At 37.3% G+C, this 23,656-nt stretch carries 18 protein-coding genes and 1 tRNA gene; 8 read left to right on the top strand and 11 right to left on the bottom strand.

The window, feature by feature from the left end:
* Positions 1-357: 357 nt before the first annotated feature.
* Positions 358-445 (bottom strand) — tRNA-Ser (locus tag V6256_RS07590).
* 114 nt (positions 446-559) lie between these two features.
* Positions 560-1,510: a glucokinase gene (locus V6256_RS07585; RefSeq protein ID WP_341597474.1), complete on the bottom strand. Its 951-nt coding sequence runs from the start codon at positions 1,508-1,510 to the stop codon at positions 560-562.
* A 237-nt stretch (positions 1,511-1,747) separates the two neighbouring features.
* Here V6256_RS07585 and V6256_RS07580 point away from each other — a divergent pair, with 237 nt between their 5' ends.
* Both V6256_RS07580 and pyk read left to right on the top strand, forming a co-directional pair.
* Positions 1,748-2,617: a MurR/RpiR family transcriptional regulator gene (locus V6256_RS07580; protein ID WP_341597473.1), complete on the top strand. Its 870-nt coding sequence runs from the start codon at positions 1,748-1,750 to the stop codon at positions 2,615-2,617.
* Positions 2,618-2,685: 68 nt separating this feature from the next.
* Entirely contained in the window at positions 2,686-4,116 is a 1,431-nt protein-coding gene (gene pyk / locus V6256_RS07575) for a pyruvate kinase (protein ID WP_341597472.1), read from the top strand.
* 51 nt (positions 4,117-4,167) lie between these two features.
* Here the strand turns inward: pyk and V6256_RS07570 are convergent, their stop codons facing one another.
* Positions 4,168-4,728: a glutathione S-transferase gene (locus V6256_RS07570; RefSeq protein WP_341597471.1), complete on the bottom strand. Its 561-nt coding sequence runs from the start codon at positions 4,726-4,728 to the stop codon at positions 4,168-4,170.
* A gap of 349 nt (positions 4,729-5,077) precedes the next feature.
* Between V6256_RS07570 and V6256_RS07565 the strand changes: the two genes are divergently transcribed.
* Together V6256_RS07565 and V6256_RS07560 are read left to right on the top strand one after the other, a co-directional pair.
* Entirely contained in the window at positions 5,078-6,400 is a 1,323-nt protein-coding gene (locus tag V6256_RS07565) for a YjiH family protein (protein WP_341597476.1), read from the top strand.
* 22 nt (positions 6,401-6,422) lie between these two features.
* On the top strand, positions 6,423-7,022 hold the full coding sequence (locus V6256_RS07560; protein WP_341597470.1) for a MarC family protein: 600 nt from the start codon (positions 6,423-6,425) through the stop codon (positions 7,020-7,022).
* A gap of 54 nt (positions 7,023-7,076) precedes the next feature.
* Here the strand turns inward: V6256_RS07560 and dinB are convergent, their stop codons facing one another.
* A complete protein-coding gene (gene dinB, locus V6256_RS07555; protein ID WP_341597469.1) occupies positions 7,077-8,186 on the bottom strand; it encodes a DNA polymerase IV in 1,110 nt (369 codons plus the stop codon).
* 168 nt (positions 8,187-8,354) lie between these two features.
* Here dinB and V6256_RS07550 point away from each other — a divergent pair, with 168 nt between their 5' ends.
* Both V6256_RS07550 and V6256_RS07545 read left to right on the top strand, forming a co-directional pair.
* Positions 8,355-10,739 carry a heavy metal translocating P-type ATPase gene (locus tag V6256_RS07550; RefSeq protein WP_341597468.1) on the top strand — a complete coding sequence of 795 codons (2,385 nt, stop codon included), beginning with the start codon at positions 8,355-8,357 and terminating at the stop codon, positions 10,737-10,739.
* 8 nt (positions 10,740-10,747) lie between these two features.
* Positions 10,748-11,143, top strand: a complete 396-nt coding sequence (locus tag V6256_RS07545; protein WP_341597467.1) for a MerR family DNA-binding protein — start codon at positions 10,748-10,750, stop codon at positions 11,141-11,143.
* Between the two features lie 2 nt (positions 11,144-11,145).
* On the opposite strand, the gene V6256_RS07540 is transcribed toward V6256_RS07545, so the two are convergent.
* The 7 genes from V6256_RS07540 to malQ all read right to left on the bottom strand — a co-directional run bounded on the left by V6256_RS07540 (position 11,146) and on the right by malQ (position 20,892).
* A complete protein-coding gene (locus V6256_RS07540) occupies positions 11,146-12,234 on the bottom strand; it encodes a DNA alkylation repair protein (RefSeq protein ID WP_341597466.1) in 1,089 nt (362 codons plus the stop codon).
* Between the two features lie 112 nt (positions 12,235-12,346).
* Complete coding sequence (locus V6256_RS07535; protein ID WP_341597465.1) at positions 12,347-13,114, bottom strand: class II glutamine amidotransferase; 768 nt, start codon at positions 13,112-13,114, stop codon at positions 12,347-12,349.
* Positions 13,115-13,117: 3 nt separating this feature from the next.
* Positions 13,118-13,699, bottom strand: a complete 582-nt coding sequence (gene lpcA / locus V6256_RS07530; protein WP_341597464.1) for a D-sedoheptulose 7-phosphate isomerase — start codon at positions 13,697-13,699, stop codon at positions 13,118-13,120.
* Between the two features lie 154 nt (positions 13,700-13,853).
* On the bottom strand, positions 13,854-14,132 hold the full coding sequence (locus tag V6256_RS07525; RefSeq protein ID WP_341597463.1) for a YeaC family protein: 279 nt from the start codon (positions 14,130-14,132) through the stop codon (positions 13,854-13,856).
* A gap of 137 nt (positions 14,133-14,269) precedes the next feature.
* Entirely contained in the window at positions 14,270-16,360 is a 2,091-nt protein-coding gene (gene glgX, locus V6256_RS07520; RefSeq protein WP_341597462.1) for a glycogen debranching protein GlgX, read from the bottom strand.
* 3 nt (positions 16,361-16,363) lie between these two features.
* Positions 16,364-18,601 (bottom strand): 1,4-alpha-glucan branching protein GlgB, encoded by a 2,238-nt coding sequence (gene glgB, locus V6256_RS07515; RefSeq protein WP_341597475.1) that lies wholly within the window; start codon positions 18,599-18,601, stop codon positions 16,364-16,366.
* A 98-nt stretch (positions 18,602-18,699) separates the two neighbouring features.
* On the bottom strand, positions 18,700-20,892 hold the full coding sequence (gene malQ, locus V6256_RS07510; protein ID WP_341597461.1) for a 4-alpha-glucanotransferase: 2,193 nt from the start codon (positions 20,890-20,892) through the stop codon (positions 18,700-18,702).
* A 271-nt stretch (positions 20,893-21,163) separates the two neighbouring features.
* On the opposite strand from malQ, the gene V6256_RS07505 reads away from it, so the two are divergent.
* Together V6256_RS07505 and gap are read left to right on the top strand one after the other, a co-directional pair.
* Positions 21,164-22,057 carry a D-hexose-6-phosphate mutarotase gene (locus tag V6256_RS07505; protein WP_341597460.1) on the top strand — a complete coding sequence of 298 codons (894 nt, stop codon included), beginning with the start codon at positions 21,164-21,166 and terminating at the stop codon, positions 22,055-22,057.
* A 366-nt stretch (positions 22,058-22,423) separates the two neighbouring features.
* Positions 22,424-23,416, top strand: coding sequence for a type I glyceraldehyde-3-phosphate dehydrogenase (gap, locus tag V6256_RS07500; protein WP_341597459.1), 993 nt, complete (start codon positions 22,424-22,426; stop codon positions 23,414-23,416).
* Positions 23,417-23,656 lie beyond the last annotated feature (240 nt).

The following is a 23,656-nucleotide window of genomic DNA, read 5'->3' as shown; positions in this document are numbered from 1 at the left end:
TCGCTGTGCTATCGAGATTGGACAAATTTGGAAACTTAATTAACGGAATTGGTATAATTTCAAAACGCTTTTTGAAACATGACTAATTTAACTAATACATTATTAAGACTTTGTATTTACACCACTCTATCGGCATTTTTTAGCCATCAGTAGTTAAAACTTAATTTATATTGTGTCGCATTGAAACTTATCGACAAGCGGTAGCTTATCTATAATTTAATGGCAAAGGTATTTTGAAGTGAGTATGTTGGGGCAGCAATAAATAAACCCAGTAGATCAATGGTTGGGGCATAAAAAAACCCGTCAACCTTTTTGACAAGATTGACGGGTTTAGTCGTATCTATTCGATACTGTTGTTGGCGGAGAACAAGAGATTCGAACTCTCGAAGGGTTGCCCCTTACACACTTTCCAGGCGTGCGCCTTCAGCCACTCGGCCAATTCTCCATAAACTTTATTGTCTATTATATGAACTCGTTAAAGTCATTCAATAACAAAGTGATGCGCATAATAGATAACTCGGGCATTTAAATCAACCATTACTGTTCATATATCAGTTATTTATGATAATTCTTGCTGTAAATAAACCGCCGCCCCTAATAATCCAGGGTTTTTATGGGTAATTAAATACGTTGGAATCGTTTCAAGTGTTGCTTTCAAACGTCCTTTTGCTTCAAAGAATGCCCTAAACTCACTCGTAGTAAAGAAATCAACAAAGCGTGGCACAATACCACCAGCAATATACACACCGCCTCTGCAATCAAGGTTTAGTGCAAGGTTACCAGCAAAGGCTCCCATAGATTCACAAAATAAGGTTAATGTTTGTTTTGCAATATCACAGTTATTAGCCAGTGCGGCTTTACTGATTTCAGCAGCCGAGCGTAACTCTGCTGGTTTATCTGCTAATTGGCATAACGCTTGATAAATATTTTCAATCCCCTGCCCTGATAACAGCCTTTCAGCAGATACATGACCAAACCTTTCTTGTAACTGCAGTAATACATCAGCCTGCAGTCGTGTATTAGGCGCAAAACTCGCATGCCCCCCTTCACCGTCTAAGCTAACCCACTTACTTCCTTGTCTAATTAAATGTGATACCCCTAAGCCGGTGCCGGGTCCAAAAATAGCTTTTACACCATCAACTAATTCTTGACCACCACCGATCTGGATTTTATGTTGATCAGAGATAAAAGGAACAGCCAATGAAATTGCCGTGTAATCATTAATTACAAATAATTGTGTTAGTGAAAACTGCTCTATTAAGGCTTTTTTAGAAAAAGCCCAATTTAAATTAGTCATGGTCACTTGGTCATGTTCAACAGGACAAGCGATACCGATACATAAGTTGCTTACGGGAGCAGATAGCGTTGCAAAATATTGCGCTAATGCTGGCTCTATATTTGAAAACTGTGCACAAGCATATTCTTTTGTTTCAGATAACGCGCCGCTTGTTATATCTAATACTGCTAAACGGATATTGGTGCCGCCTAAATCAACAACAACGGATAACATAATTTTACTCCTAACTTATAAACCTATCGAATTATGAAAGAAACTTAACAGTTTCACATTTAAATATAATTAATTATTGATCTGAAACATTATTTTTATGTAATAAAATGACAACAAATAGGAGTTAACTTATACTGGTTGCATCAATAGCTACAAATTTTTGTACTTTTATTTCATGCTAAGTTACAAAAATCCATAACTTAATACTGATCGCTTTTACTACGAGTAAATAATATTATGAAAACTTTAGAGTTAATCAAAAAAAACCTTGAGACGTTCAGTAAATCAGAACGAAAAGTAGCCGAAGCAATACTTGCTTCTCCTGAAACGGCCATTCATTCTAGTATTGCTAACCTTGCCAAAACAGCTGAAGTCAGTGAACCGACTGTCAACCGTTTTTGTCGTCGCTTAAATACTAAAGGGTTTCCTGATTTTAAGCTACATTTAGCACAAAGCTTAGCGAATGGTACACCTTATGTGAACAGAAACGTTAATGAAGATGACGGTCCTGAAGCTTATACCTCTAAAATATTTGAATCAACAATGGCCTGTTTAAATGCAGCCAAAAATGGGCTAGATACTAACCTTATTAATCGCGCCGTTGATGTACTAACACAAGCCAATAAGATCTCATTTTTTGGTTTAGGTGCTTCTTCATCAGTAGCGCATGATGCCTTAAATAAGTTTTTTAGATTTAATATTCCTGTTTCTTGTTTTGATGATATTGTAATGCAACGCATGAGTTGTATTAATAGTAGTGAAGGCGATGTGATTGTCTTAATTTCACATACAGGCCGTACCAAGCCATTAGTTGAAGTAGCACAATTAGCTAGAGAGAATGATGCATTTGTTATTGCCTTAACGGAAAAAGGCTCTCCTTTAGCAGAACAAAGTAATCTGGTGTTATCACTTGGTGTACCTGAAGATACTGACATTTATATGCCAATGTCATCACGTATTGCACAACTGGTGTTAATTGATGTACTGACCACCGGCTTTACACTTCGTAGAGGCGCAAAATTTAGAAAGAACCTTAAGCGTGTTAAAGCGAGTATCAAAGATTCTCGATTTGATAAAATCAGTGAGGAAGATATAGAAGAGATATAAGGTATTTTATTGTAACGAACAGTTCATCCCTCTTTTAACATTTATTTTAATATTTGATTGGAGTTTACATGACAAGACGTACAAAAATAGTAACCACTTTAGGCCCTGCCACGGATCGTGATGATAATTTAGAAAAGATAATCATTGCTGGCGCTAATATGGTGCGCATGAATTTTTCTCATGGTGAAGCATCAGACCACATTGAACGTGCCCAACAAGTCAAAGCGATAGCCGCTAAACTAGGTAAGCAAGTGGCGATTATGGGAGATTTACAAGGACCTAAAATACGTGTCTCTACTTTTGAAAACAATAAAATAATATTAAAAGTCGGGGATAAATTTACCTTAGATAGCGATATCCCTAAAGGCCAAGGTAACCAACAACAAGTTGGCCTTGACTACAAATCTTTACCTCAAGAAGTCGCGATGGGCGATGTTTTATTATTGGATGACGGTCGAGTACAACTGAGTGTTGAATCGGTTGAAGGTAACAAAGTCCATACCATTGTTACGATAGGCGGCCCACTGTCGAATAATAAAGGCATTAATAAACAAGGCGGTGGTTTATCAGCCGCTGCATTAACCGAGAAAGATAAGCAGGACATTGTTACTGCCGCGAAAATTGGTTGTGATTACCTTGCCGTTTCTTTTCCTCGTAATGGTCAAGACATTCATTACGCAAGAGAATTAGCACGCGAAGCGGGCTGTATGGCAAAAATTGTCGCAAAAGTTGAACGTGCGGAAGCAGTTGAAACACAAGAAGCATTAGAAGATATCATCTTAGCATCTGATGTGGTGATGGTCGCTCGTGGTGATTTAGGTGTTGAAATTGGTGATGCGCGATTGGTCGCAGTGCAAAAAAATATGATCCGTAGTGCTCGCCGCTTAAATCGTGTTGTGATCACCGCGACACAAATGATGGAATCCATGGTCAGTGCCCCTATGCCTACCCGAGCAGAAGTGATGGATGTTGCCAATGCCGTACTAGATGGTACCGATGCTGTGATGCTTTCAGGTGAAACCGCAGCAGGTGATTATCCAGTAGAAACAGTAAAAGCCATGAGCGATGTTTGTATTGGCGCTGAAAAACACCCAAGCATTAATGTTTCAAATCACCGTATGGATCAAACTTTTGAGAATGTTGAAGAAGCCATTGCTATGACCACTATGTATGCAGCCAATCATACTAAAGGTGTTAAAGCCATTGTCGCGCTAACCGCATCGGGTAAAACGGCTCTTTTAACATCTCGTTTAAGTTCAGGCTTACCTATCTATGCGCTATCGAAAAACCAGAAAACCTTAAATTATTGTGCATTGTACCGCGGTGTTACCCCAATTTATTTTGATTCTGTTGCCACGGAGAGTATCGATTATATTGCGAATGCCATTACCACGCTTAAAGCCTTGGCATTAATTTCTACTGGGGATTTAGTATTATTAACCCATGGTGATAATACGTTAAAAGGCTCAACTAATACTTGTAAGATTATTAAAGTGTAAATATTAAAGCAGGTTATATTTAATGTATAACCTGCTTTTTATTGTGGCTACTTATTCTTTTGGTGCCGTTTGTGCGAAAATACTGTCCGTATTAGCAAGGTCTAATAGCTTTTGTAATTGTGGGTACTTAGCTATATCAATCACATTTCTAAATATTGCCCAATCTAAGAAAATCGCTAATCTTGTTTCAGCATTTGTTAAAGGCAATGTCTCACTCAAGCTTTTTTCATTAATCGCATTTAAACTAGTCTCTATGCGTGATTTTTGTCTTGTTAAGTACTGACTTTTCTCCGCTGTAATACCATCAAATTTAGCCAGCATTAATAAATTAACACATGTATCTAACATTGTGTTGGTTATATGGTAAAGCTCGACATCTTCTAAATCAGATAAAAAGTCCTCTCCAGCTACCTCATATAAATGAGTTAAAATAGATGTTGAGTCAGTTAAGGTTAATTCACAATCCGTTAAATAAGGAACCCTTTTTGTCGGTGAAATTTCTGCAATTTGAGCTGCATCAGTTTCTATAAATTTACATTCGATATTTTTTTGTAATAGTGCGATGCGACAATGGCGCACAAAAGGTGAAGTGTAGCTACCGTATAGTTCCATAATAAACCTTTATAATAGATGAGTGGGAAAAATAGATGATTTATACTGTATGAATATATTTAACGTTAGTCAATCAATCTATTTGCGTGAAATGATCCGCAACAGACTGATTTAAGTGATTAAATTATCCCGATAATGCAATCAAAATATCACACCATTATAAAAACCTTTATTAACTGCAAAAAAGAAAAAATAAACCATTAAAAATCAACAGTTTAAATATTGGCTAATGGTTTATTTACAAGCCAGAATAAAGGGGGTACTCTAGCGCCCCTTTAGATACCGACTCAATTGTTAATAATTTAAGGCGAACACAGTGAAACAACCAGCATCATTCACTTTAACCACCATGATGACATTCTTAATCCCATCATTATTAGGCTTATTTTTGTTTATGACTCCGATTGCATATAACGATTCATTAACCATTCCTATTGCTATTCTAGCCAAATCCTTAGAACAATTTTTAGGAGGAAATGGTGCATTATTAGTCACAGTGATCGTTGTATTTAGCGCCTTACTCAGCCTTTTATGTAAATTAATTAACCCTAAATTCATGCAACGCTCTGCATTTATTCATGATTTATTTAATACTAATTTAACTTGGTTATCAGTACGTGTGCTCGGGGCTATTTTTATCACATTAACCTATTGGCAATTCGGATCTGAAATGATCTATTCAGGTAATACCGGTGCCTTAGTCTTAAATGATCTATTACCAATTTTGTTATGTGTATTTATTTTTGCAGGGCTATTACTACCGCTATTACTTAACTTTGGGTTATTGGAGTTATTTGGCACGCTATTAACTAAAATTATGCGACCTGTCTTTAATTTACCAGGGCGCAGTGCAATTGATTGCATGGCTTCTTGGTTGGGAGACGGTAGTGTTGGTATTTTACTGACCAGTAAACAGTATGAATCACGTTTTTATACCCAACGTGAAGCGGCTGTCATTGGCACCACTTTCTCTGCTGTTTCTATTACCTTTTCTTTAGTCGTGATCACACAAGTTAAATTAGAGCATCTATTTTTACCTTTTTACTTAGCTGTTTGTACTGCAGGTTTGGTTGCAGCGATAATTGTTCCTAAGCTACCTCCTTTACGAAATAAAAAAGATATTTATATCGATGGTTCAACACCACAAGAAAATGATGAAGCTATCCCTGAAGGACACAATGTTTTCTCTTGGGGATTGCATCATGCACTAACTCGAGCGAAACAATCACAAGGGATTAAGGCAACCCTAAGCGATGGCTTAAAGAATGTGATTGATATGTTATTTGGTGTATTACCTGTGGTGATGGGCATTGGTACTATTGCATTAATGATCGCTGAATACACGCCTATTTTTCAGTATTTAGGTGCACCATTCATTCCATTGTTAGAATTACTGCAAATACCACAAGCAGCAGAAGCATCTACGACTATTGTTGTGGGCTTTGCAGATATGTTTATTCCTGCTATTTTAGCAGCTCAAATCGAATCAGATATGACACGCTTTATCATTGCCGCGATGTCTGTAACACAATTGATTTACATGAGTGAAGTGGGCGCGCTATTACTGGGCAGTAAAATTCCCGTTAATATTACAGAACTATTTATTATTTTCATTTTACGTACGTTAGTGACATTGCCTGTTATTGCCGGCATTGCGCATTTAATTTTTTAATATAAATTGAAATAGAAAAGATATGGATACTACACTTTACCTACATGCAATAACGGGTTTACTGGTTATTATCGATCCAATCGGATCGGCATTAATTTTCAACTCATTAACTGCTGGTAGTGATCAAAAATACCGTAATCTAATGGCGATAAAGTCAGTGATCATTAGTGGATTTTTACTGATTTTATTTGGTAATTATGGTGAGGCATTGTTCTCTCATTTAGGCATTAATATTAACTCTTTACGTATTTCTGGTGGGTTGCTTTTATTTTATACGGCATTTCATATGATCACGCAGGAGTTAAAATTCACTAAGGCAGAAAAAGACACTGATATTTCAGTGTTCCCTATGTCTATTCCTTTGTTAGCAGGTCCAGGTACTTTAACATTAGCCATTTTATTATTTTCACAAAATACAGAAAAAGGCAGTGCAGTTTTATCCGTGAGTGCGGCAATAATAAGTGTATTATTAATTACCTTTACTGCCATGATTGCATCTAAATACCTTAAAAACATCATAGGTAAAACCGGTGATGAAATTATACGTCGTTTCTTAGGTGTTGTTTTAGCGGCATTAGCTATCCAATTTATCTACGAAGGGATCCGTAATATTTCTATGTAGTTGTGCTGTTTAATATTGTTATGTAGCTTTTCTATATAGTTTAAATGTATTCATTTATTCATCAATCAAGCTGAGCTGTATTGATTGTTGTTCAGACTTTTCTGCAATGCCTACACTTAACCCTAGTAATCGAATCGGTTTATTAGGGTTAAGTGTAATTAATTGATGCAGCAGTTGCTCAAAAATAGCTTGGTTTAGTTTTGAATACTTACGTTCACTGCTTTTAATCGTAAAATCACTGAATTTTAATTTTACACCTAGTTTAGTAATCACCTTATTGTCTAAATGTTTCTCTACCCTAGCTTGTAACCGTTGATAAAAATCAGCCAAGTGTTTAGCACACTGTGCTTCGCTTATTAGGTTATGCTCAAATGTCCGCTCCACCGCGACTGACTTACGTTCTCTATTGGGTTGTACAGGACGTAGATCGATACCTTTACTATACGATAACAAGGCTTTGCCTAACTTACCAAAACGCGATAACAGCTGAGACTCCGGATAAGCAAGAATATCTGCACAAGTAAACAAGCCCTTTTCAGCTAAATGTTGCTGCCCTACTTTCCCTACTCCTGGTATTTTTTTAAGCGGTAATGTGGCAATGAATTGATTGGCTGTCGTAGGGCTAATAACAAATTGTCCATTTGGTTTATTTTCATCAGAGGCAATTTTGGCTAAAAATTTACAATAAGAGATACCAGCAGAAGCTGTTAAATGAAGCTCACTTTCAATGGCTTTTCTGATATCTTCAGCAATATAAGTCGCAGAGCCATGAAACATTTCACACTCACTAACATCTAAATAAGCTTCATCTAATGATAAGGGTTCAACTAAGTCAGTATAACGGTAAAATATTTCACGCAATTTTTGAGAGACTGCGACATAGCGCTCCATTCTGCCCGGTACAATAACTAATTGCGGACACAACTCCCGTGCTTTAAACACAGGCATCGCTGAATGTAAGCCAAATTGCCGTGCAATATAGTTACAGGTAGATAACACACCTCGATGTCTACTTCTGCCACCAATGGCTAAGGGAACATGCCGGTATTCGGGGTGATCACGCATTTCCACAGCCGCAAAAAAACAATCCATATCAATATGAATAATTTTACGTTGTGTCAACTCCGGATGACTAGCATCTGCTTGCTGATGGCACTGCCCCATACTCATTCGACCTTAAACGACATGAAAAGAGATAATAAAGATAACTGTTTATAAAAACAGTTATCTTATGATAAATAATTAATATTTCAAGCATAAAGAAATGTTTGACCTTACCCTTAGGGGAAGGGTTATCCTTTTTCTATTCTTTTAATAACCTAGTGAGTTAATATGAGTGAACAACAAAAAATCTCGTTCTCTGTTTATGGAATGAATTGCGCTAGCTGCGCAAGTACACTTACCAAGGCATTTGAAACGCTACCGAACATTCAGGCTAACGTAAACTTCAGTTTAGAGAAAGCAAGTTTAACTTTTGATAAAACGCAATTAAGTGAACCACTTGCGCCAGCAATTAATCAAATATTATTAGATAAAGGTTATCAAACAGATTATGAAACCTTAGTTTTCAATGCCGATTGGTCATGCGCAAGTTGCGTAGAAAAAACCGTAAAAGCTTTGAAAAAACATCCCTTTGTTATTGATGTTAAAACTAATTTGATCACTAAAACGCTATATGTAGAAACACTACAGAGTCTGGTCAACGCCGAACTAATACAAACATTGATTGCGATCAGTCCATATCAGTTAGAGCAAAAAGACAACCATAGCTCACAACAAAAATTGATAAACAAACAACAACAAGAAAAACGTTTATTTCGTCGTGAAAAAATCAGTTTATTGTTAGCTTTATTATTAAGCTTGCCCTTCTGTATTGCGATGATATCGATGTTTATCAATGATACTCAATTGTTAAGCCCAATAATGCAATTCGCTTTAGCATCGCCTATTCAATTTTTAATTGGAGCGCGCTTTTATAAAGGTGCATGGCAAAGTATCAAGAACTACACCACTAATATGGATGTATTAGTGGTATTAGGGACTTCTGCCGCCTATTTCTTTAGTGTCTACTCGATGCTCAGTGGTCATCACACTCACCTGTACTTTGAAAGTAGTAGTTTAGTGATCGTGTTAATTCGTATTGGGAAATATTTAGAGTTTAAAGCGAAAAAATCCAGTAGCCAAGCAATCGCTTCTTTAAATCAATTACAGGCCATTGATGCGCAGGTAAAAAAAGGAAAAGTGTTTAAAACCGTATTAATTGAACAAGTACAAGTGAACGATCTTGTGCAAATAGCTGCTGGCGATAAAGTACCGGTTGATGGTGTTATTGTCGAAGGTAGTAGCTATATTAATGAATCATTATTGACTGGTGAAAGTAAGCCTATTTTAAAAAATACTGACGACACTATTTATGCAGGTACGATAAATGGTGATGGCACGCTCTTAATTAAAACAACCGCAGTCAATGAACAAACTAAATTACACCATATCATTTCGCTGGTTGAGTCAGCGCAAATGAGTAAAGCGCCCATCTTACAATTGGTTGATAAAATAAGCGCTGTTTTTGTCCCTGTCGTGTTAAGTATTGCTTTATTAACCTTTGCGAGTTGGATGTTAATTGATGGTAACTTTGAAGCCGCATTACTGCATAGTGTTGCCGTATTAGTTATTGCTTGCCCTTGTGCATTAGGGCTAGCAACCCCTACTGCTATGGTTGTCGGTACTGGTTTAGCTGCGCAGAAAGGTATTTTAATAAAAGACCTCAATACGTTACAAATGGCGCATAAATTAGATTATATCGCCTTTGATAAAACCGGAACCTTAACCAAAGGAAAAGTAGGGTTAGAAAAAGTAACCGCTTTGGATAGCGACTTTTACCCTATTTTATTGGCATTACAAACAGCCAGTAAGCACCCCATTGCTAAAGCAGTGGTTGAGCATTGCCAATCACTGGAGGTTGAGCCAAAACAGCTCACCAACATACAAAGTATTCAAGGTGAAGGTATCACTGCCACATTAAATGGTGATAATGTATATGTCGGTAATGAGAAAATCCTAACACGCTTTAAAGTCGATAAAGCAACACAACTTGCTACCCATGCTATTAATGTAGCCGAAGATGATAATGTCATTTATGTCGGATATAAAGAGAGCATAATTGGCTTCTTTTTAATCGCAGATCAACTACGCGAACAGAGCCAACAAGCGATTACAGATTTACAAAAGCTCGATTTATCGACCTTGATGTTAAGCGGTGACAAGTATCAAGTGGTTGAAAAACTCAGCTCAGAACTTGGTTTAGATGGATTCTATGCACAACAATCACCACAACAAAAACTTCAGCATCTATCGAGATTACAACAAGATCATTTAGTCGCGATGGTAGGAGATGGAGTTAATGATGCGCCTGCCCTAGCACAGGCCGATGTAAGTATTGCAATGGGCGGCGGCAGTGATGTTGCTAAGCATACTGCGTCAATGACCTTGATGCGTGATGATCCGCGCTTAATCGCCGTTGCAATCAAGTTATCCAGATATACTTGGAGAACGATTAGACAAAACTTATTTTGGGCATTTATCTTTAATACTATTGCTATTCCTGCTGCAGCGCTTGGTTATTTAAACCCAACACTAGCGGCACTTGCAATGACCGCTTCTAGTTTAATGGTATTAGGTAACTCGTTACGTTTAAAAACATCTCAATCAAGCATTTAAGGGCTATTATGGTAACCATCAGTCAAGCAGCAAATAAAACCGGTTTATCAGTGAAATCGATTCGTCATTATGAGGAAATTAAACTCATTGATACACCACCGCGAGATGAAAGTGGCTATCGCTTTTACCCTGATAGCCTACTAAAACAATTGCATTTTATAGTGAATGCCAAACAAGCTGGGTTTAATTTACAAGAGTGCAAAATATTACTGGCTTTATCTGAAAATGAGCATAGAAGCAGTAAAAACGTAAAGGAAATTGCTTTACAGAAAATAGAAGAAATTGAAGCACGTATAAAACAGCAACAGTTATTAGTGCAACAGTTAAAGAAAATAACTAAGCAATGTCCTGGAGACCAACAATCAGAGTGCGCGATAATAGATGCTTTTAGTGTTGATCAATAAACTTAAGCGACTAAGGTAAAGTCGCGATGAGAGAGCTCGACACCGTTTACTAAAATAGCAAGACGATGAAGTCCACAGTAGTATTTTCGAGTTGAAATAGCTTTAAAGTTAAATGACTTGGTAAATGTTTTGTTGTTTTGATTAATCATCGATTCTGATAATTGGAAAATCTTACGTGCTTGTTTGCCATTGCTTTTCATAAAATCAATGGCAAACTCAATACGTAATTTATCAAGTGTGCTATTGCGCTTATGCTGTAGTGCAAAACTAAAATGTAATAGCTCCCCTAACCTAACCTGTTGCTCACAATTGAAGTCGTTCACTTCGATCTCTTTAGGCGGCAAAAAACCAAATAATGCTAAAGCCGATGGATCAGCTTGTTTGAGCAAACTACGACAAGCATGTTTTACCAAACGCTGGGTTTGAATCGTCTTGTTTTCCACTAACCATTTAGCCGCAATATCAGTCACCAATTGCGGATGATCTTTAGCAATATCATTTAAGTTATTAGCGACACTGCGACGTACATATTCACTTAGATCTGCTTTTAGATTTTCTAAAATAGGCAATAAATAGACAGGATCTTTTTTAAATTCAGGTAAAGCCATTGCCCATGGTAAACGTGGACGCGCGCCCTCCGAAGATAAACGCCTTATATGTTCATTATCGCTGACACTCCACTGTAACAAGATACTATGCATGGCTTGAGGATATTTCACAATAAAAGGACGGACTGCAAATTCTGCACTAGAAAATTGTGTTATGTATGAAAGAGCTGCGATTGATTCAGGAAAGTAATCCAGCCCATAAATTTCAACAAACGCAGGGACGAACATGCCTTGATAACTAGTAAAATGAGGAGCAATCTTTTCAATCACAGCTAATGTTGGTAGGTAATCAAATGCAATATACGCATTTAATTGAACAGCGATATGAATGGTACGTGCTTTTAGCTCTTTATTTTGCCAATCTGTATCAAAAATAGCATTGAGAAAAGCTGTTTTATTAAAATCCGAATAATGGCGCTGCACACAATCTGCAACATGTGCCATATACTGTAAGTTATAAACATCTTTTAATAAGGCAGCCATAGATCCTAATATTGTCTTTTTAATTTAAAAATCAAGCACTTAACTAATGAAAAATCATTATAAACAAAACTTAAGTGCTGCTATTGATGGTCAGCTAAACGACAAAAGTGAATTACAATACCCGTTCACCAAAATGAAATACGCAAAACTCACCTTCGTGCATTTTTGTCCAAGCTTCATCTTTTGTGAGAGGACGAGTAGCAATTACGGTCACAATATCCGAGTCTGATGTTTCCTGTTGAAAATCAACCGTCATATCTTCGTCAATTAATTGTGCTTTACCAAATGGTGCGCGTCGAGTTATCCAATGTAAATTATTAGTGCAATAGCACATTACATATTCACCATCAGTTAGTAACATATTAAAAACACCAAGCTTTTTTAACTGATCTGCATAACTTGCAATCAGTTTAAACATCTCCAGCATGTTCTCTGGTGGTTGTTTATATTGTTTATGTAACTGGTCTATGATCCAACAAAAAGCACGTTCGCTATCGGTCTGTCCAATCGGGTTAGCATAGCCCATTGCTAAATCTTCATAGCCTGTTAACTGACCATTATGTGCATAGGTCCAATTACGTCCCCATAACTCGCGGATAAATGGATGGGTATTTTCTAAGTTAACCCCACCGCGATTAGCTTGACGAATATGGCTAATAACAGATTTACTTTTAATCGGGTAGCTTTTTACTAGCTCTGCGACTTTAGAATTAAAACTAGGGCTAGGATCTTTAAAGCTACGGCATCCCTTCCCTTCATAGAAAGTGATACCCCAACCATCTTTATGAGGCCCTGTTTCCCCACCACGCCTTACTAAACCACTAAAACTAAAACAGATATCCGTAGGGACATTGGCACTCATGCCTAATAATTCACACATTAGTTAAGCTTGTTCCATTTTCTTTTCGATTAAATAAATTAAAATATGAATAACTTTAATATGTATTTCTTGAATACGATCAGCATAGCCAAAATGCGGTACTCTCACTTCTACATCAGCTAGACCGGCCATTTTCCCGCCATCTTTACCAGTTAAAGCAATTACTTTTATGCCTTTGGTTTTCGCCGTTTCAATTGCTTTTAAGATATTTACTGAATTGCCACTGGTTGATAAACAGAATAATACGTCACCTTCACGCCCTACTCCTTCAAGGTAGCGTGAAAAAATAGCATCAAAACCAAAGTCATTACCAACACAAGAAATGTGGCTTACATCAGAAATAGCAATAGCAGGATATGAAGGACGATTTTCTCGGTAACGACCTGTTAATTCTTCAGCGAAATGCATCGCATCACAATGCGAGCCACCATTACCACAAGCAATTACTTTACCGTCACGTTTAAATGAGCTTGCTAATAACGTCGCTGCATCTTCAATACACTGTATGTTATTGTCATCCGCTAAGAAATCAGCCAATACTTTTTGTGACTCTAACAGCTCGTCTTTAATTAATGATAAATTCATAATACCTACTTCTTAAAATATGTTTATTAACTACCAGCGATCTATTACTGGTTATTGTTACTTGAATTGCACAATACAAAAATACTTGAATCACAATATATCACGGAGGTGATAACAATGAACAAGATCTCAATGGCTGAAGCTGTTGTTTACCTTATAAATTAAGCAAATGTACATCTTCTTCTTTGTCAGAGAATTGTTTCTTTAAAGTGGATTTTGCTTCCATATGAATTTCACCATTTTGATCAATCGTAAAATGATCTGGTTTTTCATTAAATTCTTTTTGATAAGCCATCACTAATTGTAAAGAGTGAGCCTTTTGCTCTTCACTTAATTTAGCGCCATCTAGCCATTTGCCAGTTTCAACAGCAGTTTTTAATTTATCATACAGCTCTGGAGAAATATTTTTTGCATACTGATTTATGTTTTCCACTGTATTACCTTGTATTACGTTATAAAATTTAATTTGAAGTATATTTATTTACTTAAAAATATCTAGTTATGTTTTTGCACCAACTGCAAAGACTTTGTAAAAATATCAAGATTAATACAAAGCCTTCTTAATAGCGGTTAATCTTTACTCTCTTTAGGCACCGCTTGAAAAAGTAAAATGGAATGTGCAACTGCATGTACTGGTATTTCCACTTTATTGTGATGTTCAACTAACTCGCCTGTAGCACAACTTGTATCCAATACCGCAATCCACTTTTTATCTGCCCCTAAATCTGGTAACTGGCAAGCAATTTGATAGGTAGATGCATTTAAAATGAGATACCAATGTTCACCATTAGGAGCCGCTTCTGCAAGTTCAACTGCAATTGCTTGAGAATTTGATGCATGCCAATCGTCACTTTCCATTAAATAACCATCAGGATGGTACCATTTAGCGCTATCGCTATTCTCATCATCGTCGTCTAACGTGAGGCCGCCGAATAATTTAGACGCTTCTCTTAAGGCAATAATTTTTGATGTGAATTGCTTTAAGAGTTGATCACTTTCAGATAGTTCCCAATTGATCCAACTGATTTCATTATCTTGACAGTAAGCATTATTATTACCCGCTTGATGATTACCCATCTCGTCACCTGAAAGAAAATGAGGTGTACCTTGCGATAAAAACAAGGTTGCAATCATATTACGTTTTTGTTGCTGTCTTAACTTATTAATACGTGGCTCGGTTGTTGGCCCTTCACAACCATAGTTAAATGATAAATTATGGCCATGACCATCTCGATTATTTTCTCCATTGGCTTGGTTATGGCGCTCTTTAAAGGACACCATATCATCCAATGTAAAACCATCGTGATAACAAATATAATTAACACTAGTAGTTTTACAGCGATTTTTAACAGGAAAAAAGTCATGTGACCCTAATAAACGGGTCGCGACTTCAGCTACTTTTCCTGTATCGCCTCGCCAAAATGAACGCATCGTATCGCGGTATCTGTCATTACACTCTTTCCACTGTTCAGGAAAGGCGCCTAAACGATATCCGCCCGGTCCAATATCCCAAGGCTCAGCAATTAACACCACTTCACTCAAAATAGGATCTTGCATTAATGCTTTGAAAAATGCGCTTTGCTCTGAAAAACCTTGTGCTTCTCGCGCCAATGTCACCGCTAAATCAAACCTAAAGCCATCCACTTGCATTTCTGTCACCCAGTAACGTAATGAGTCTAACGTTAATTTTAGGGACATTTTAAAATCTAGGTTAACGGTATTACCACAACCAGAGTGATTGCTGAATAATTGGTAATTAAGTCCCTGTTTGTCACTTTCAAAGGTGTAATATTGACGGTTATCTAATCCTTTTAAACTAAGTACTAGCCCGTTATAGCCTGACTCTGCAGTATGATTAAAGACCACATCAAGAATCACTTCGATGCCCGCTAGATGTAAGTCACGTACCATGGTTTTAAATTCGTTGACGGCATCATATTGTGAGTAACGTGTTTCAGGAGCAAAAAAGTTAATTGGGTTATAGCCCCAATAATTTGTTAAACCTAAGCCACCTAAACGTGCTTCACTCATAAAACTAAATACCGGCATGATCTGCAAACTAGTCACACCGAGCTTTTTATAGTGCTCGATACTTTCAGAGTGGGATAAACCTAAATATTTACCCCGCATTGGCAATGGAATATTAGGATTTAACTGGGTAAAACCTTTGGTATGTATTTCATATAAAATGCGCTCGCTATCTGCAAGTTTTGGTTTTTTTGCATCAAGCCAGTCAAACTGATCATCGATTACCACTGACTTGGCAACGGCCATGTCGTTATTATCACTTTGCGCCTGTACGAAACTGTGTTGCACTTTACTTAAACATTTAGCATAAGGGTCAATCAATAAGTGTTTTTTATTAAAAAATAAACCTTGTTCAGGTAAATAATCGCCATCAACACGATACCCGTATTTTTGACCAGCTTTGACACCTTTAAGGTAAATGTGCCACAGGTGAGTATAAGAGGTCTTTAGCGCATAACTTGCAATTTGGTTGTCATGCTTATCAAAAAGACAAAGCTCGACACTTTTACTGCCTTTGCTATGCACTGCAAAGTTACATCCTTGTTCATCTAAACTTGCTCCTAATGGATGAGCGAAACCATTTTCAGCAATAAAATTAGGTGTTCCTTCCTCAATTTTAATATTATCTTTCAATGTTTAGATTCCTTTTTTCTTTAGGTAAACTGTCGATAAAGGCGGTAGATTGATAAGTATTGAGTGTGCTTTTCCTTGCCATGGGTAAGCTTCACTTGTAAAGCTCCCCATGTAATCACCCATTGGATAGTTACTACCCCAATAATATTTACTATCAGTATTTAACACAACTTCATATTGTCCCGCTTGATCAACCGGAACACGGAAGTGCTCTCTTGGGATTGGCGTAAAGTTAGAGAGGCAAATGACAAAATCACTTTGGTCAAGGCTATAACGCACAAATGAAATAACACTATTCTCACCATCACTATGATCTAGCCATGCAAACCCGTTTTCATCATAATCCAATTCAAACATCGCTTTATTGTCTTTGTAGAAATGGTTTAAATCACAGATTAATTGTTTTTGCCCTTTATGTTTATCATACGCTAAAAGATCCCAATCTAAGCTGTGATTGTGATTCCATTCTCGACTTTGAGCAAATTCCCCCCCCATAAAGTTAAGTTTTTTACCTGGATGACCGTACATATATCCCATATAAGCACGTAAATTAGCAGCCGCTTGCCACTCATCACCTGGCATTTTATTTAACATGCTTTTTTTACCATGTACTACTTCATCGTGAGAAATTGGTAATACAAAATGCTCATTGTAGTGATAGGCCATTGAAAAGGTCATTTCATGATGATGGTATTTACGGTACATAGGATCTTGTTGAATATAATCTAAGGTATCGTGCATCCAGCCCATATTCCATTTAAAGCCAAAGCCTAACCCACCTTCAAATGTTGGTTTAGAAACACCAGAAAAAGCCGTAGATTCTTCTGCAATGGTCATTGCATGAGGGTATTGACGATACACTTCTTCGTTAAACCATTTTAATAAACTAATGGCTTCATAGTTGTGATTACCACCATCAACATTAGGTACCCACTCACCTTCTTCTCGTGAATAATCCCAATAAAGCATAGAGGCAACAGCATCAACACGTAACCCATCTACATGGAACTTATCCAACCAAATTAACGCACTAGCGACTAAAAATTGGCGTACGTTATCGCGCCCAAAATCATAAATATAAGAGTTCCAATCTGGGTGCCAACCACGACGAGGATCTTCATATTCATATAAAGCCGTTCCATCAAAACGCGCTAAACCATGGGGGTCTGCCGGGAAATGAGCTGGTACCCAGTCGACAATCACGCCAATACCTGCTTGGTGACATTGGTCAATAAAGAATTTAAGATCATCTGCATCGCCAAAACGGCTTGTTGCTGCAAACAACCCAACTGGCTGATAGCCCCAAGAACCATCAAAAGGAAACTCAGAAATAGGCAACACTTCTAAATGCGTATACCCCATCTCAATTAAGTAAGGTAATAAATCATCGGCCAGCTCACGATAAGTGAGCATACGCTCAGTGCCGTTTTCAAGTTTACGTTTCCATGAACCAAGGTGTACTTCATAGATACTCATCGCTGCAAAACGTTTATCTCCAAGCTGCGAAGCTCGCCACTGTTCATCGCCCCACTGATACGCATCATGATCAACCACAATAGAGGCATGGGAAGGATATAATTCCGCTTGGAAACCAACGGGATCTGCTTTATGCGGTAAACGGTGACCTGCGGCATCTTTAAGTTCAAATTTGTAAGCACAACCTGCACTTAACCCAGGCACAAATATAACCCAATGACCACACCAGCTTTTTTGCATTGGATGACGACGACCATCCCAGTGATTATGTGAGGTTAATAAACTCACACTACTTGCATTCGGGGCATATACAATAAAACGTACACCACTTATTTCAAGATCATCAACCGTTACTGTCTTTAACTGTGCGCCTAAGGTTTTATAAACATTTTCTGGTGCTTCAGATAAACTTTGCAACCCATCAAAAGCGATATCATGAAATTGGTAAGGGTCAATCAGTTGATTTGACCCTTGTTTATAGTCGACATTTAATTGATAAATAAATGGTTGTGTACCTTTAGGTAATATAATTTCAAATAAACCACTTTCGTAAACCTGTTTTAACTCGCCTGATAAGGCACTTTCATCTAGCGCGAGAAACGAAACAGCTACCGCTTCAGGTAACCAGACTCTTAATAACAAACCACCTTCATGTTCAATTAAGCCTAAGTGCTTAAATGGTTCAGCTAACCTCGCCTCTTGCAGCTTATCGACTAACTCTTTTTTTAGTGGTGCAAGTGGCAGAATAACTCCACTCTTGGCCATTGGTTGTTGCACTGTCTTTTTTACTGTAGCGGTTTTCTTCACTGTTGGTTTTTTAGTCATATTAAATACCTAATAGAAGCATAAATGCTGAGTTTTAATTACTTTGAGCGTGCAATTGTTAACGCTTTTAATAAACCTTTAATATCTTCGTTATTAAAAATATCATCTAAGTTATGAGTTAATTTACGTTGCCAATTTTTATATTCATTACTTGTTCCTGGAACATTAACTGGTTGATCCATCTCTAAAAAATCTTCTAACTGTAAACTTAACAATGATGAATTGCCTGCAGCAAGATGTTTTTGCAACGAAAAGTTTAAAGTTTGATCCATCCCTGTCATATTTGCATCGTGGTACCTATCATCAGGGATACTGTGATGGCCATGCAGGCTATTTAATATCTGCTGTTTGCTTTCAACGCGCTCACGCATCAATCTATCCAATACATTTTGATCTGGGTATAAACCCAACGCTTTACCTAGCGTTAAGTCATCACAATGCCAGTAGCCTTTGATGGTCGGCATGTCATGAGTAGATAAAGTTGCCATCGCTTGTTGAATATAATGAGAAGGTGAAATATAACCGCCGTCTTCAGCTTGCTCAAAGAAAAAGACCTTATATGAATACACACCAGCGTCTTTCAGTAGCACATCCATTCCATCGGGCACAGTGCCTAAGTCTTCTCCAATCACTAAACACTGATTGCGGACACTTTCTAAAGCAAGAATGTTCAACATATCGTGCACGTTATAATAGATATAAGCACCTTTATCAGCACTAACGCCTTCTGGCACCCACCACAAACGCAACAGCCCCATCACATGATCGATACGTAAAGCACCGCAATAACTCATGTTTGCTTGTAATAACTCAATAAAATCTTTGTAGCCCGTTTTATAAAGGTGGTCCGGAGACAATGGAGGTAACCCCCAACTTTGTCCTAAAGGACCTAATACATCAGGCGGTGCACCAATACTGATATTTTCATGGTAAGACTCATGATTTGCCCATACTTCACTGCTATTTTTACCCACACCTACGGCCAAATCTCTATATAGGCCAAGCGTCATTCCTAATGATTTTGCTAGCTGATCAGCTTCTGCAAGTTGTGTTTCTGTCACCCATTGGCAATAACACCAAAACAACACCTCTTGTTTATTTTCTTCGCACCATTGCTGAACCGCTTTTTCAGAAAATGATTGGAAAGCCTCTGGCCAAGCAGGCCAGCCCCATGCATCTTTATTTTCGGCTAAGAATTTAAACTGTAATGCATCAAATGCAGCTTGTTGTTGAAGTGTTTCACCTTTCTCTTCTACATAGGCTAAAAATGCTGTTAGACGTTGTTGGTTGGCTGCTTTACCCTCATTCAAAGTAGCAAATAACGCTCTTAAAGAGGTCAGTTTTAATTCACTGACTTGTTGATAATCAACCCATTCTACCGCTCGTAAGTCCGTTAACTTTTGCTGAAATTGTTCGCTTTTATATAATGTCTGTAGCGTATTACAGTGTTTAAACTCTGGAACCGCATTGATATCCGTATAGAGAATATTTAACCATTTCCGAGAAGATGGGCTATAAGGGCTAGCATGTTCAGGTTGAGATGGGTTCAAGGCATGGATCGGGTTTAAACCAATAAAATCACCACCATTTTCAGCGGTTTTCCTTAATAACTCTTTTAAATCAGAAAAGTCACCAATACCCCAGTTATTCTGGCTTCTTAAGCAATAAAGTTGAACACTTGTGCCCCACAGCTTATGCCCTTGTTGAATTTTTTCAGGTGTAAAGCACGCCGCTGGTGTAATAATCAATGACATCACAGCGAGAGGTTCTTCATTACCTTTTTCCAATAATGAAAGCTGATGATAACCAATAGTTAATGGCAAGCTCAGAGCAACTTCATATAATTGAAACTCAACGTCAGCAATCTCAGTAATGGCACACAGTGGGAAGTCAATTGCTATTAGCTCTTCTTCTAATATTTCTCCCTGCTCAGTTGTCACTCTGTAAATTAACTGGTCAGTGACAAAATCAATGGGAAGACGCACTTCAACTTGGTAAGTATCGGCTTCTTGTAATACTGATACTGGTGCTAATAAGGATAACCAATGCTCACTTTCTGCTTGTTTATAATAAGCTTCTAGCTGTGCATCATCGGATACATCAAAGCCCATTTTCTCAATGAGACGACTAATGTCTTCTTCAAGTACTGTTGTTGGTTTTCCCCAAGCATCAACAAAATTAGCATCAATACCCTTTAATTGCATAAAGTAATCTAACGCGGGACGACTCATAATTCACCTATGTTCAATGTTATTGTTATATATAGCTAACTATATATTGATTCAAATCAACGGGCTAACCAAGATTGCAATATTATGTTTGTATCTAGTAAAAATTTAAAAGTAGAATGCTTGTTGATTTTAATTCACTTCAGACATTTAATATACATCAATTTAACACCCACTTTTAGTTATACAGTTGATTATTTAAAAATCAACAATATAGTGTAATAGAAGTGTAAACAGAACTGCGCTGACTTTACTTCATGACAAAGGATCAATAATGATTGCACATTTGGGATTGACAACAATAAAACAAATAAGCAGTAATCTTTCCATACAAGTTAACCAAGATAACTTTGAGTTCCTGGTAATTAACCATCCAAAGTTTGATGCGGCTTTTGCATTGCATGGAGCTCATTTAGTGCACTTTCAGATAAAAGGCCAAGCCCCGCTAATTTATACCAGTAGTAATGCCATCTATTCTGCAGATAAAGCCATCAGAGGTGGCGTGCCGATTTGTTGGCCTTGGTTTGGCAGTACAGTAGAAACAAAACAAAAAAATTTACCATCCCATGGTTTTGCTAGAACCAGCAAGTGGCAGCTCAACGACACTTCTGAAAATGAACAAGGGGTTGATATTGAATTTTTGTTTGCGTCAAATTCCGAGACTAAATCTGTCTGGAATAATGATTTTCAAGTCACTCTTAAAGCACAATTAACTGACCAAATAAAGTTAACCTTAGTCACTAAAAATACAGGTGATCAAGGATTTACTTACAGAGGCGCTTTACATTCATACTTACATATAGGAGATATTAAGCAATTTGCTGTTAATGGATTAGCAAGTACTTACAGTGATTCATTAGATCACGGCGTAATAAAAAACACTCAACAACCGGCCTATCCATCAGGCCCAATTGATGCAATATTTGCGGTAAATGAAGGTGATATTGTATTAGAAGATAAGGCAAACCAAAGAAATATAACCATTCGCAATCAAGGAAATGATTCAGTGGTTGTGTGGAATCCTTGGGAAGAAGGCGCAAAGGCGTTTGTCGATATGCCAGATGATGGTTACAAAACGATGTTCTGTGTAGAGTCTGCGATTACAGCAAAACAAGGGGTTTATGTTGCGCCAAATCAACAACATTGCCTTCAAACTGTCATAAAATAAGGTTAAATTGTTGGGCGTTGCCCTTCAATGTTACAAAAAAGTGTATGCTAAATGACCAAAAATGATTTAAATTTACTTATTCAGCTAGCTAAAGTAGTTTAGATTAATGACAAATAGCAGTTTAATGATTCTTTTGCTTTATTTTCTAAAGAATTCACCTTAAGATGTCTCGGTAATTTAATTACTGTGATATTAGTTCAAAAAACATAAACTTTGTTTTTTATAATTTTTTGAAGTAACGCAAGATTTTATAAAAAAAAGAAGTTGCTTTCTGAGCTTATAACTTGATTAACATCAAGTTTAAGATGTTTATAACATCTATAATGATGGCAAGTTTAAAATCAAACCTCCAAAAGGAAAAATATAATGACAATTAAAGTAGGTATTAACGGCTTCGGTCGTATCGGCCGTTTCGTATTCCGTGCAGCATGTGAACGTGCTGATCTAGAAGTTGTTGCAATCAATGACTTAATCGACGTTGAATACATGGCTTACATGCTTAAATATGACTCAACTCACGGTCGTTTCAACGGTACTGTTGAAGTTAAAGACGGTAACCTAATCGTGAACGGTAACACAGTACGTGTAACTGCAGAACGTAACCCTGAAGAATTAAAATGGGATGCAGTTGACGTAGACGTAGTTGCTGAAGCAACTGGTCTTTTCCTTACTGACGAAACAGCTCGTAAACATATCACAGCTGGTGCGAAGAAAGTTGTATTAACTGGCCCTTCTGGCGACGTTCCAATGTTCGTTAACGGTGTTAACTTCTCTGAGTACGCTGGCCAAGATATCGTTTCTAACGCTTCTTGTACTACTAACTGTCTTGCGCCAATGGCTAAAGTTCTTAACGACAAATGGGGCATCGAATCAGGTCTAATGACAACTGTTCATGCAACAACTGCAACTCAAAAAACAGTTGACGGTCCTTCAATGAAAGACTGGCGCGGTGGTCGTGGTGCTTCTCAAAACATCATCCCATCTTCTACTGGTGCAGCTAAAGCTGTAGGTAAAGTAATCCCAGAACTTAACGGTCTACTAACAGGTATGGCTTTCCGCGTACCAACTGCTGACGTATCAGTTGTTGACTTAACAGTTAACTTAAAATCTGCTGCTACATACGAAGAAATTTGTGCAGAAATGAAACGCGCTTCTGAAAACGAAATGGCTGGCGTTCTAGGTTACACTGAAGATGCAGTAGTATCTCAAGACTTCATCGGTGAAATCCAAACTTCAGTATTTGATGCTAAAGCTGGTTTATCACTAACTGACAAATTCGTTAAAGTTGTATCTTGGTACGATAACGAAATCGGTTACTCAAACAAAGTACTAGACTTAATTGCACTTGTTTCTAAATAAGACCAATTAAATAGTATTATGAAGCCTGCTTAACGCAGGCTTTTTTGTATCTAACACCCTCACAAATACCATTCATTTCTAAATTCACTTTCCTCTATCAATAAAATACTGAACTAACGGCTTCAGTTCGTTAATTTTAACGATCTGTATTTTCTTTTTTAAAGATAGATGCGGTTAATTGATATAACAGGTTACTTTTAGCAAACTGGATAGCATCTAAAAATAAACGGGTATTGAATA

The sequence above is a fragment of the Psychromonas aquatilis genome, assembly GCF_038155185.1.
Classification (GTDB): Bacteria; Pseudomonadota; Gammaproteobacteria; order Enterobacterales; family Psychromonadaceae; genus Psychromonas; species Psychromonas aquatilis.
The sequence above is the reverse complement of the archived record's forward strand: the minus strand, read 5'-3'. Positions and strand labels throughout refer to the sequence as shown.